Origin of the sequence: Paraburkholderia madseniana, assembly GCF_009690905.1 — a bacterium.
Lineage (GTDB): Bacteria > Pseudomonadota > Gammaproteobacteria > Burkholderiales > Burkholderiaceae > Paraburkholderia > Paraburkholderia madseniana.
Window position 1 is genome coordinate 1 of sequence record NZ_VOSW01000082.1, and the last position, 12932, is coordinate 12932.

9 protein-coding genes are annotated in these 12932 nt (G+C 63.6%); 8 read left to right on the forward strand and 1 reads right to left on the reverse strand.

Annotated features, from left to right (window positions below; genetic code table 11):
* The first annotated feature begins 256 nt into the window (after nt 1–256).
* From FSO04_RS32970 to FSO04_RS32995, 6 genes are all read left to right on the forward strand, one after another.
* Nucleotides 257–1780 (forward strand): carbohydrate porin, encoded by a 1524-nt coding sequence (locus FSO04_RS32970; RefSeq protein ID WP_154565769.1) that lies wholly within the window; start codon nt 257–259, stop codon nt 1778–1780.
* A gap of 100 nt (nt 1781–1880) precedes the next feature.
* Nucleotides 1881–3032, forward strand: a complete 1152-nt coding sequence (locus FSO04_RS32975) for an NHL repeat-containing protein (RefSeq protein ID WP_154565770.1) — start codon at nt 1881–1883, stop codon at nt 3030–3032.
* A gap of 85 nt (nt 3033–3117) precedes the next feature.
* Entirely contained in the window at nt 3118–4506 is a 1389-nt protein-coding gene (locus tag FSO04_RS32980) for a Dyp-type peroxidase (protein ID WP_154565771.1), read from the forward strand.
* 93 nt (nt 4507–4599) lie between these two features.
* Entirely contained in the window at nt 4600–5631 is a 1032-nt protein-coding gene (locus FSO04_RS32985; protein WP_154565772.1) for an iron ABC transporter substrate-binding protein, read from the forward strand.
* Nucleotides 5632–7236 carry an ABC transporter permease gene (locus FSO04_RS32990; protein WP_154565773.1) on the forward strand — a complete coding sequence of 535 codons (1605 nt, stop codon included), beginning with the start codon at nt 5632–5634 and terminating at the stop codon, nt 7234–7236.
* A 39-nt stretch (nt 7237–7275) separates the two neighbouring features.
* The gene (locus tag FSO04_RS32995; RefSeq protein ID WP_154565774.1) at nt 7276–8334 is read left to right on the forward strand and encodes an ABC transporter ATP-binding protein; all 1059 of its coding nucleotides are present in this window, start codon (nt 7276–7278) and stop codon (nt 8332–8334) included.
* A gap of 9 nt (nt 8335–8343) precedes the next feature.
* Here the strand turns inward: FSO04_RS32995 and FSO04_RS33000 are convergent, their stop codons facing one another.
* A complete protein-coding gene (locus tag FSO04_RS33000; protein ID WP_154565775.1) occupies nt 8344–9219 on the reverse strand; it encodes a LysR substrate-binding domain-containing protein in 876 nt (291 codons plus the stop codon).
* Between the two features lie 114 nt (nt 9220–9333).
* Here FSO04_RS33000 and FSO04_RS33005 point away from each other — a divergent pair, with 114 nt between their 5' ends.
* Both FSO04_RS33005 and FSO04_RS33010 read left to right on the forward strand, forming a co-directional pair.
* Nucleotides 9334–10254 carry a DMT family transporter gene (locus tag FSO04_RS33005; protein WP_154565776.1) on the forward strand — a complete coding sequence of 307 codons (921 nt, stop codon included), beginning with the start codon at nt 9334–9336 and terminating at the stop codon, nt 10252–10254.
* Nucleotides 10255–10763: 509 nt separating this feature from the next.
* The gene (locus FSO04_RS33010) at nt 10764–12902 is read left to right on the forward strand and encodes a TonB-dependent receptor (protein ID WP_154565777.1); all 2139 of its coding nucleotides are present in this window, start codon (nt 10764–10766) and stop codon (nt 12900–12902) included.
* The last annotated feature ends 30 nt before the right edge of the window (nt 12903–12932 follow it).

Genomic DNA, 12932 nt, shown 5'->3' on the forward strand with positions numbered 1-12932 from the left:
GTCTTCATACAAGAGTGGCATTACCATGTACATACAGTGTGAGACTGAATATGAGATTGATATGCTTTGTTTTTTCAAGTTTTTTTTTTAGATGTGTATAAGAGACAGCATTTGTGTTGACGCACCTATTCCGCATGCGTACGATCTCGCCATCTGCCGCATCAGGCGTCGCGAACCGATGCGGCACATCGCAGGCACCTGGTGACGTAGCGCCGCGATAGTCAGATCAGTCGATACAACACAAATAAGGATTTCGATGAAGTTCGCTCAGTCCGTCGAGCCCGCCGTTCAGGCGCGCTCGCTTCACGACTCCGCCATGCGCGGCGGCGCCGCGCGCCGTTCGCGTTTGCCTTCCTTGCGCCGCGCCGCGCTTTGCACGGCTTTCGCGTGGGCCTCGTTGACCGCCGGCGCGGTCATGGCGGAAGCCAATCCCGATGCCGCGCCGGAAGCGCCCGAAGCCGACCTGAACATCAAGGCGACGCAGACGAATCAGTGGACCGGGTTCTGGAATCGCCCGACGATGCTCGGCGACATCGGCGGTCTGCGCCCCTGGCTGGGCAAATACGGCGTGACGTTCACGCTCACGGAAACCAGCGAAGTGCTCGCCAATGTCCGCGGCGGTCTCGCGCGCGGCGCGGACTACGATGGCCTGACCACGGCGACCGTGCAGATGGACACGCAAAAGGCGTTCGGTTTGCCGGGCGGCCTGTTCAACGTCAGCGCCTTGCAGATCCACGGGGCCAACCTCAGCGCCAACAAGCTCGGCACGCTGAATACGGCGAGCGGCATTGAAGCCCAGGACACGACCCGCCTGTGGGAACTGTGGTACCAGCAGTCGTTCCTGAACAAGCGCATCGACGTGAAGGTCGGTCAGCAAAGTATCGACCAGGAATTCATCACCAGTACGAATTCGGCGCTGTTCGTGAACACGATGTTCGGCTGGCCTGCCCTGCCGTCCTACGATATGCCGTCCGGCGGTCCCGCTTATCCGCTGGCCGACCTCGGCGTGCGCGTGCGCGGACAGATCACGCCTTCGTTGACGGCGCTCGCCGGCGTATTCGACGGTGATCCGCTCGGCAACAACCCGAACAACAAGAGCGGCACCAACTTCAATCTGCACAACGGCACGCTGTTCATCGGCGAGTTGCAGTACGCGATCAACCAGCCGGCCGACGGCGAAATGGTCAGTGCGGGCGGCGGCGGTTTGCCCGGCACCTACAAGCTCGGCGTCTGGTACAACAACGGCAGCTTCGCCGATCAGCGCTTCGACAACACCGGCCTCTCGCTCGCGAACCCGGCGACGACCGGCGTCGCGCAGAATCATCATGGCGACTATAGCTTCTACGCGGTTGCCGACCAGATGATCTGGCGCCAGGATCCGGACGAACCGCGCAGCCTCAACGTCTTCGCGCGCGTGATGGGGGCGCCGGGCGACCGCAATCTGGTGAGCGTCGCGGCCAACCTCGGCATCGTGCTGAAGGCGCCGTTCGTCGGTCGCGACAACGACAGCGCCGGCATCGCGCTCACCTACATCAAGATCGGCAACCACGCGAATGGTCTTGATCAGGATAACCTGGCATTCAGCGGCGGCCCCTACGGCGTGCGCACCAGCGAAACCACGCTCGAAGCGACCTACCAGTATCAGGTCAACCCGTGGTGGCAACTGCAGGCCGACGCTCAATATACGTTCAATGCCGGCGCCGGCCAGAACCCGAGCGATCCGACGCAGCCGCTGCGCAATACGTTCGTCATCGGCGTGCGGACCAACATTACGTTCTGATGCCGTTCGCCATCACCACACACGCTCAAGACCCATCGAATCCCATGCTTTCGATCATGACCGCAACTACCGCTTTGTGCGCAGGCACCGAGGCTCACTCATGAACAATCCCACGCGCAAGTTTTCGCCGCGCGCCGCGCGCGCCCTGATCGCCGCCGCAGTCAGCACGGCCGCATTCGCGACGGCCGGCCTCGCGCACGCCGAACCGCAAGGTTTCCTCGAAACCGTCAAGCATCACACCACGCTGATCAACACCGTGCCGGGGAACGGCGACCAGAATCCGTACGCGGTGGTGGTCGCTCCGGTGACGGCAGGCACCGTCAAGCAAGGTGACGTCCTGGTCGGCAACTTCAATAACTCGACCAATCTGCAGGGTACCGGCAGCACGATCATCAACTATCACCCGGACACCAAGGAGATGACGGTGTTCGCCACGGTGCCGCGCGATCTGAAGGAATGCCCGGGCGGCATCGGCCTGTCGACCGCGATGACGATGCTCAAGTCGGGCTACGTGATCGTCGGCAGCACGCCGAGCAATGACGGCACCACCGGCACCAAGGGCGCCGGCTGCCTGATCGTGATCGATCCGAACGGCAAGGTTGCATCGGCCATCAGCAGCCCGAATATCAACGATCCGTGGGGCAACATGGCGGTCGTCGATAACGGCACCAGCGCGACGCTGTTCGTCAGCAACGCCGGCTTCGGCGTGGGCGGTGCGAACGGCAATCCGCCGGTGTTCAAGCAGGCCACCGTGCTGCGTCTGGACCTCGACGTGCCGGCCGGCAAGGCTCCCGTCGTCAAGAAGGAAACCGTGGTGGGCAGCGGCTTCGGCGCACAGGCCGATAAGGGCGTGTTCCTCGTCGGCCCGACCGGACTCGCGCTCTCGAACGATCAGAAACTGCTGTACGTGTCCGATGCAATCGGCAACCGCATCACCGAAATCGACGAACCGATGACGCGCGACACCAGCGCAGGCGTGGGCCGCCAACTGACCGCCGACGGTCTGCTGCATCGCCCGCTTGCAATGGTCACCGCGCCGAACGGCCACCTGCTCGTCACGAACGCGCTGAACGGCCAGATCGTCGAAATCGATCCGGCCAGCGGCAAGCAGATCTACGCACGCTGGATCGACACCGACAAGGCGCAATCGCCCCCGGGCAACGGCGACCTGTTCGGTCTCGCGATGACGCCTGAAGGCGACGGTTTCTACTACGTGCAGGACGACGTGAACACCCTGGTGATCGCGAAGTAGACGCAGCAAAGAAGGACGCAGATCCGGCCAACGAGCCGGAACGCAACCCAGGCATTCCCCACGGCCAAATGAAGGTGAAGGAACCATGGCAAACGATCAACCCCCGCGGCCCTCTCGGCGCGGTTTTCTGAGGGCCGGCAGTGCGGTGGTCGCAGCGGGCGCGAGCCTCGGTGCGACCGGCGTCGCCCAGGCCGCGCTCGGCAAGACGCCGGCGCACGGTGCCGATCCGCAGACGGCGGTCGAGCCGTTCTACGGCTTGCATCAAGGCGGCATCGTCACGCCCCAGCAGAGTCACACGTACGTTGCCGCGCTCGATCTGACGACCGAGAAACGCGAAGACGTGATCGCGCTGCTGCGTGCCTGGACCGACGCTGCCGCGCGCCTGACGCAAGGCGCCACAGCCGCACCGCTGCCGACCGGCGCCGCGGCCAAAACAGCACTGGCAGACACAAAGATTGATACGCAGGTCGGCACGAAGTCCGATGCCAAGGCCAACGACACAGCCTACAGCCCGACCAACACCAAAGCCGCGCCCGATTCCGGCGACGTGCTCGGCCTCGGCCCATGCGGCCTGACGATCACGTTCGGTTTCGGCCCGGGTCTGTTCACGAAGGACGGCAAGGACCGCTACGGCCTCGCCTCGCGCCGCCCCGCCGCGCTCGTCGATCTGCCGCGCTTCAACGGCGACCAGCTCATCGCCGAAAAAACCGGCGGCGACCTGTACATCCAGGCCTGCGCGAACGATCAGCAGGTCGCGTTTCACGCGGTCCGGCAATTGGCGCGTCTCGCGTACGGCGCCGCAGCGATGCGTTGGGGCCAATCCGGTTTCCTGTCGGGTCCGCGCGGCCAGACGCCGCGCAATCTGATGGGCTTCAAGGACGGCACCAACAATCCGTCGACCGCGAAACCGCAGTTGATGAACGAATTAGTCTGGGCCGGCGCCACCGCCGACGCGCCCTGGATGGAAGGCGGCACCTACACCGTGGTACGGCGCATCCGCATCACGCTCGAACACTGGGACAACACTGAAGTCGACTTCCAGGAGCAGGTGTTCGGCCGTCACAAATATAGCGGCGCGCCGATCGGCAAGAAAAACGAGTTCGACGCCGTGGACCTGAAGGAAGAGGACAAGGACGGCAATCCGGTGATTCCGGAGAACTCGCATGTGCGTCTGTCGAATCAGGCGAGCAACAACGGTGCGCAGATTCTGCGCCGCTCCTATTCGTACAACGACGGCACGAACTTCTACATCGAGCGCTGGCCGCCATGGCGTCAGGAAACCGAATACGACGCGGGGCTGATTTTCGTGGCTCATCAGAGCGACCCGCGTACCGGCTTCATTCCGATCAACGACAAGCTCGCGAAGTTCGACATGATGAACCAGTTCACGACGCACGTAGGCAGCGCGGTGTTCGCGGTGCCGCCGGGCGCGAAGCCGGGTTCGTACATCGGCGCGGGGTTGTTCGAGACGTAATGCAAGCCACGAAGTAAGTCGCAAAGCAAGCCGCCGGCCGCGAGGCAGGCGGCGCATCAAAGACCAACAACATCACTAACGGATTTTAGGATCATGGCTCATTCCTGGTTTGGCACTCGCCTGCGCCTCGTCAGCAGCGCTGCCGCCCTCACGCTGGCCGCCTTCGCGACCGTACCGTCGACGGCCCACGCTGCGTCGATCACGCTCTACAACGCGCAGCACGAGCAGGTCGTCAATCTGCTCGCCAAGGACTTCGAAAAGCAGTCGGGCATTTCGGTGAAGATCCGCAACGGCGAAGGCCCGGCGATGGCCGCGCAAATCGTCGCGGAAGGTGCAGCGACGCCCGCCGACGTGTATTTCACGGAAAATTCGCCCGAGCTGACGCTGCTCGAAGAGAAAGGCCTCTTGAACAAGGTCGACGGTTCGACCCTCGCTACCGTGCCGGCGCGTTTCAACTCGCCGACCGGCGCATGGGTCGGCGTGACCGCGCGTGAAAGCGTGCTGGCCTACAACACGACCAAGCTGCAAGCATCGCAACTGCCGCAATCGCTGATCGACCTGGCCAAGCCAGAATGGAAAGGTAAGGTCGGCATTGCACCGAGCGACGCCGACTTCCTGCCGCTCGTGAGCGCCGTACTCGCGCTGAAGGGCGAAGCGCAAACCGTGCAATGGCTGAAGGGCCTGAAAGCCAACGCGCAGATTTTCGACGACGAAGAAGGCGTGGTCGCCGCGGTCAATCGTGGCGGCGTGGCTACCGGTGTGATCAACAACTACTACTGGGACCGTCTGCACGCCGAACTCGGCGACGCGAAAACCCGCAGCGCGGTTCATCACTTCGGCAACGGCGACGTCGGCGCGCTGGTGAACGTGTCGGGCGCGGCAGTGCTGAAGTCCGCGCACAACACGGACGGCGCGCAGAAGTTTCTCGCCTATCTGGTCGGCGAACGCGCGCAAAAGTTGATGGCGAACAGCCACGTCATGTTCGAATATCCGCTGCACGCAGGTGTCGCGCCGGACCCGATCCTCAAGCCCTTCGCTGAACTGAATCCACCGGCGCTGACGATCCAGCAACTCGGCGACGACAGCCAGGCAGGCAAGTTGCTGCGCCAGGCAGGCTTACTGTAAATGAGCGATGCCGTGTCAGCCGGGCCTCCGGTTGTAACCCCCGCCCCGGCGCGCGCCCATTCGCGCGCGCCGCGCGGTTTGTTCGCGGCAGCAGCACTCAGCGCTTTGCTGGTGTTGCTGCCGATTGCGTTTACCTTCTGGCGCGCGGCGAGCTTCGGCATCGGCGAGGCGGTCGATCTGATCTTCCGGCCACTCGTCGGCGAACTGCTGGTCAACACGCTGCTGATCACCGTATCGACCACGCTCGTCTGCGCTGCCATCGGCACGGCGGCCGCATGGTTTGTCGAACGCACGCATTTGCCGGGACGTCGCATCTGGGCCGTACTCGCCGCCGCACCGCTCGCGATGCCGGCCTTCATCTCGAGCTATGCCTGGGTGTCGCTGAGCCTGGATTTGCAAGACTTCAACGGCGCGTTGCTGGTGCTGAGCTCCGCGTATTTCCCGCTCGTTTATCTTCCGGTGGCCGCGGCGTTGCGCAGCATGGACCCGGCGCTCGAAGAAAGCGCGCGCGCGCTCGGCTGCAACCGCTGGACCACGTTCATTCGCGTCGTGCTGCCACAACTGCGCCCTGCGCTGCTCGGCGGCATGCTGCTGGTGGCACTCGGCGTGCTGTCTGAATTCGGCGCGTTTACGCTGCTGCGCTTTCGCACCTTCACCACGCAAATCTACGCGGAATACCGCACCAGTTTCGACGGCGGTGGTGCTTCGCTGCTCGCGTGCCTGCTGATCGTGATCTGCCTCGTCGTGCTGGCCTTCGAGTTTCGGGTACGCGGCGCGGCGCGTTATGAACGCGTCGATCGCGGCACACGTCGCGCGGTGTTGCGCTACGACCTCGGCGCGTGGCGTTGGGTCGTCGTCGCCGGTTTTGCCGCGCTTGCGATCGCAACGCTCGGTGTGCCGCTCGGCATGATCGGCTTCTGGCTTACGCAACCGGGCGCGGCCGCCGTCACCCCGGCTGACGTGTCGCCCGAACTGCTGTTCAACGCGACGATCTCGTCGCTCGGTTTCGGGCTCGCCGCCGCATTGCTGACCACGCTACTGGTGGTGCCGCTCGCGTTCCTGCTGGTGCGCTATCCGACGCGTTTCGCGACGCTGTTCGAACGCACCGTGTTTCTGGCACAAGGCATACCCGGGCTGGTGATCGCGCTGGCCATCGTGTCGCTCGCGGTGCATGCACTGCAACCGCTTTATCAAAGCGCGACGCTGCTGGTGATCGCTTACGCGATGCTGTTCATGCCGGTGGCACTGGTGAGCGTGCGCGCCGCCTTCATGCAGGCGCAGCCACGTCTTGAAGAGACTGCGCGCGCACTCGGCCTGACCTGGTCGCAGACCCTGTTCCGCGTGGTGTTGCCGCTCGCGGGCCCTGGACTCGGCGCGGCCGCGGCGATGGTGTTCATTTCGGTCGTCACCGAGCTGAATGCGACGCTGCTGCTCTCTCCCATCGACACGCAAACACTCGCGACCCAGGTCTGGGCCGACACGTCGACAATGGCGTTCGCCGCCGCCGCGCCCTATGCGGCGTTGCTCACCGGCATTTCGCTGTTCGCCTCCGGCCTCCTGTTCGCATTGCTCGGCAAATCGGCATTACTCGGCGAGCGCAGCTGAACGTCGCGCGCCCTCGCCCGCTTTTTCCATCGGATTTTCATGAGCGAACTTCGTATCCGCGGCCTGCAAAAATCGTTCGACGGCCATCCGGTGCTGCACGGCATCGATCTCTCCGTCGAACGCGGCACGCTGCTCGCGCTGCTCGGACCGTCCGGCAGCGGCAAGACCACCTTGCTGCGGCTGTTGTGCGGCTTCGAACGCGCGGATCGTGGCAGCGTCGAAATCGACGGCCGCCTCGTTGCTGGCGACAACCTGCATGTGCCTTCCGAGCAGCGCCACATCGGCTATGTGCCGCAGGAAGGTGCGCTGTTTCCGCATCTGTCCGTGGCGGACAACATCGTGTTCGGCTTGCCGCGGACGCAGCGGCGCGCACGTCATCGGGTGGCTGAATTGCTGGAGCTGGTCGGCTTGCCCGCGAACTTCGGCGCTCGCGCGCCGCAGCAGTTATCGGGCGGTCAGCAGCAGCGTGTGGCGTTGGCTCGCGCGCTCGCGCCGTCGCCGACGCTGGTGATGCTCGACGAACCTTTCTCCTCGCTCGACGCCGCCTTGCGGCTCGAAACGCGGCAAGCGGTGGCAAGCGCCCTGGCCGCGACGGGCGCAACGGCGGTCCTTGTCACGCACGATCAATCGGAAGCGCTGTCGCTCGGTCACGAGGTTGCGGTGCTGTGGAACGGCCGGCTGATCCAGACCGCCACGCCGGAGACGCTGTACCGCCGGCCGGTGACGCGTGAACTCGCGTCGTTCGTCGGTGAAGCGGTGTTGTTGCCGGGCGTCGTCAAGCACGATCGCGTCGACTGCGAGCTCGGCGACTTGGCGCTGTGCGAGCCGATGGGCAATGGCGCAGTCGATGTGATGGTGCGGCCTGAACAGATCCGTCTGCTGCGTGCTGAAGAAACGATGCCGAATGGCGTGGCGTCCTATGACGCCGTCGTGCAGGAGGTGATCTTTCAGGGGCAGGACGCGGGCGTCGCGCTGCAATTGCAGTCCGGCGCGCGGACCGTGGTGCGCGCTCGCGTGCCGGGTTATCTGTCGCCGCGGCCGGGCGAACACGTGCGGCTTGCGGTGGATGGTGAAGTGACGGCTTATCCGCGTAGTTGAGCGGCGCGGTTAAGCCCCGCGCGTTTGCGGGCGCAGCGACAAATCCTGCACCATCTGCGCGGCCAGATAATCGCACGTGGGCCGGTCCGATTTGGCGCTGCGCGCCACCACGATTTCCAGCGGCGCGATCTTCGGCAAGCCTTGCGCTTCGCCGAGAATCGCCAGCCGCGGCGGCACGCTGCATCGCGTGAGTGCGATCACCGACAGCCCCGCGTCCACCGTCGCCACTAAACCCATCAGACTGGCGCTGCTAAACGCCGCCCGATAGCGGATATGCGCGCCGTCCAGCGCAGCCAGCGTGTGCTGGCGCGCGACACAACCCGGCTCGTAAAGCCCAACTGGCAAAGGCGACGCCGCCAGCACCGGCGTATCCACCGACGCCCCTACCCACACCATCGGCTCGCTGCGCACGAACTCGCCGCGCAATTTTCGGTCACGCGTAACGAAGGCGAGATCGATCTTGTTGTCCGCCAGCATCGGCGCGAGCGACGTGCTCTGCGCGCAGACGATCTCGATCTCCACGTGCGGATACAGATTCGAAAAACGCCGCAATACCGGCGACAGCAGCGACGACACGTAGTCGTCCGGTGCGCCCAGCACCACGCGCCCGGTCACCTCGGGCCGCACGATCGCCGACCACGCCTCCTCATGCAACGCCAGCACGCGCCGCGCGTATTCGAGCAGCGTATTGCCGGGCCGCGTGAGCGAGAGATTGCGCGTATTGCGGGCGAACAGCGTGGTGCCGAGCATGGTTTCGAGCCGCTTGATCTGCATGCTGACTGCCGCCTGCGAGCGATGCACGGTCGTCGAAGCCTTCGTGAAGCTGCCCGTTTCCACCACCGCGACGAAGGTGCGCAGCAAATCGACGTCGAATTCGGGGTGCATGATTTATCAATCCAGCTTATGGAATTACTCAATTTAATTCGTTTGTCCATGCCGCGCAAGCCGCGCGATACTCGTGACTCCACCTTATGTGACTCACTTCCGGAGCCGCTTCGCATGTCCCTCACCCAACGTCAACAAGGCGCCATTACGCTGGCCAGCGGCGGGCTTCTGATGGGCACGCTCGGCATCTTCGTCGAGGAAGCGCGGCTCGGCGCGCTGACGCTGGTGTTCTTTCGCTGCCTGTTCGGCTTCCTCTCGCTCGCGGCGTATTGCGCGTGGAAAGGTTTCTTCACACGCGCGCATTTCACGCGGCGCACCGTCGCGCTCGCGCTGATCTCCGGCGTGTTGATGGTCACGCAGTGGGTCGGTTTCTTCGACGCAATCCATCGCACCAGCATTGCGGTGGCGACCGTGGTGTTTCATGTGCAGCCGTTCTGGGTCGTGCTGATGGGCGCGGCGCTGTTCAACGAGCGCCTCGGCGCCGACCGGCTCGGCTGGATCGCAACCGCGTTCGTCGGGCTAGTTTTGGCTTCGGGCGTCGCGGCCACCGTGAATCTGCAGGGACATACAAGCTATCTGATCGGTATCGGAGAAGCATTGGCAGGTTCGGTGCTGTATGCGAGCGTCACGCTGATCGCCAAGGGACTCGGCAATCTGCGACCGCATCTGCTGACGCTCGCGCAATGCGCGGTCGGCGTGGTGTGCCTGCCCTTCATTGCGCCGCTTACCGCCGTGCATATCGGGCCGATGCAGTGGTTCTGGCTGGTCGGCATGGGCGTGCTGCATACGGGGTTGTCATACGTGCTGATCTACGGCGCGCTACCGAAACTGACCACGCCGATCATCGCCGTGCTGCTATTCGTCTATCCGCTGACGGCGATCGTGGTCGATGCGGTTGTGTACGGGCGAGCGCTGTCGCTGCCGCAACTCGCGGGTATGGCATTGATCGTCATCGCAAGTCTGGGCGTGAATCTCGGCTGGCCGCTACTTTCGATGTTGCGCCCCGGCGCCCGCGCACGGCGTCACGCCGATTGAGCTTTGAGCAGTAGGGCCGGCGGCGCCGGACGGGTTGCACGCCGGTCGCGCGCCGCTTACCGTCACCGGGTGACAGTTCGCGTTCGGGGCATCGGCTTTCATTTCGCCGAAAAAAATCCCTGCAAAAAACCCGCATTTTCCATTCATTTCGCACAATCGAGAATCGTTCTCGTTTATACTTTCCAGATATTACAAGCCGGGCACTGATCCGGCTTCTGCTGCACTTCCCATCCCCACATCGACATGCCATTCCGAGGCAGCCGATGTCACGCCAGCGCATCTTGCGTTGACGCACGGCGCCCCGGCCGTTTCGACTTTCGAATTCATTCAACAGCAACAGGGGAAATCACCACTTCGTCTCGCCTGACTGACCACACGCCCTTTGCCTGGCCGTGCGCGCCTGCTTGCGCCTTCTTTGCGCACGTCTGGCGCTTTTGTATTGGCGCTTCCGCTGAACGCTGCACGTCAAAACCAAAAACACTACCCATCCATACTCGAAGAACGTCGCCATGAACGTCAAAAAGAATACTTACCGCGCGCTACTGCTCGCCACTTCTCTTGCCAGCGCCAAACCTTTGCTGGCGCAGGAAGCTACGCCCGCTGCCGGCGCGGCCGACAGCACGCTGCCCGCCATCGCCGTCAAGGCCGCGGCCGACCGCTCGTACGACTCGAACACTTCGAACACCGCGACCAAGATGAACATGTCGCTGATGGACGTGCCGCAGACGGTCAACGTCGTGCCGCGCGCGCTGCTCGACGAACAGAACGCGACCTCGCTGCAGGACGCGTTGCGCAACGTGCCGGGCATCGGTTTCTCGGTCGGCGATGGTCAGCGCGACCAGATCACCCTGCGCGGCTTCAACAGCATCACCGATCAATACGTCGACGGCATTCGCGACGATGCGCTCTACTATCGCGATCTGTCGAACGTCGAACGTGTCGACGTGCTGAAGGGGCCGGCGGCCGTGCTCTATGGACGCGGCTCGGCCGGCGGCCTGATCAACCGCGTACTGAAGAAGCCGACGGCCAATCCACAGCAGGCCGTGGGCGTGACGCTCGGCACCGAAGGCGAACGGCGCGGCGAATTCGATCTCGGCTGGAATGCGAACGACGCCGCGCGTTTTCGCATCACCGGCGTCGCCGAAAACTCGAACAGCTTTCGCGACCAGTTCCAGTTGAATCGCCAGGCCGTGGCGCCGTCCGCGCAATTCCGCATCGACAAGGACACCATCCTCAATCTCGAAGCCGATTATCTGCACGACCGCCGCACCTCGGATCAGGGTCTGCCCGCCTATCTCGGCCGCCCGGTCAACGTGCCGATCAACACGTACTACGGTTCGGCCGACGCCGCGAACACGTCCTATAACGATGTCGATGCGAAGAGCGCGACTGTATCGCTCGATCACCGCTTCAACGATTCGCTGTCGTTGCACACTGCCGTGCGCGCGTACGACTTCTCGCTCGAACGCAAAAACTACGTCACGTATGAGCCGATCAAGACGGCGCCGAATCCGGTCGTCACGCTCGATCAAAGCACCCGCTTTCGCCAGGATCACGGCGTGGACGGCCTCTTCGAATTGACGCAGAAAACGACGCTGTTCGGCATGAAGCACGAGCTGCTGTACGGCGTCGAGCTGTCGCAACAGCAGAAATTCGACACCCTCTACTCGACCACCAAGGTCGCAACGTACAACCTGTACGATCCGCAACTCATCGATTTGCCGGGTGTGAAGCCGGGCACGGCGGCGAAGACGAATGCATCGACCGTGCTGGGACTCGCCGGCGTCTACACGCAGGACCTGATCTCGCTGACCGAACACTGGAAGATTCTTGCCGGCCTGCGCTTCGACTATCTGACGCAGACCCGCAACGACTACACCTCGGCGCAAGTGAATCTGGACCGCACGGATCGCGCGTGGAGTCCGCGTGTCGGTCTGATTTACGAACCGCTCGACTGGGTGTCGCTGTACGCGTCGTATAGCCAGTCGTTCTCGCCGCTCGCCGATACGCTGATCAGCAGCGGCGCATTCGCCAACGGTTCGGCGCTGGCGCCGCAAAAGACCACCAGCTTCGAAATCGGCTCGAAGTTCGACCTGGGCCGCGCGAGCGCGAGCGTCGCGCTGTTCGACATGAAGCAGACCAATCAGCAGATCGCCGATCCGTCCAACCCGACTTACGCGCTGCCGATCGGTACGCAGCACGTGCGCGGGCTGGAACTATCCACCACGGGAGAAATCGCGCCGAAGTGGTCCGTGTATGCGGGGTATGCGTACCTGAACGGAAACGTCGACGGCTCGCCGCAAGCGAGTTCAGCCGGGCTGGTGCTGCACAACAACACGCCGGGACTGATGCCGCGTCATAGCGCGAGCGTGTGGATCAAGCGCGATCTGAAGTACGGGTTCTACGCGGCTGGCGGTGCGCAGTTCCAGTCGGCGCGCTATACCTCGGCGAGCGATGCGGTCACCTTGCCTTCTTTCGTGACGTTCGATCTCGGCGCGGGGTATCACGGCAAGAACGTGGACGTGGCATTGACGCTGGATAATCTGTTCGACCGCAAGTACTTCATCGCGGCACACGGCAACGCGGATATGTACAACATGCCGGGCGCGCCACGCACGCTGACGGTGTCGGCAAGGTGGCATATGTGAGGGGTGTAACGCGTGACATGCGCTGCACGC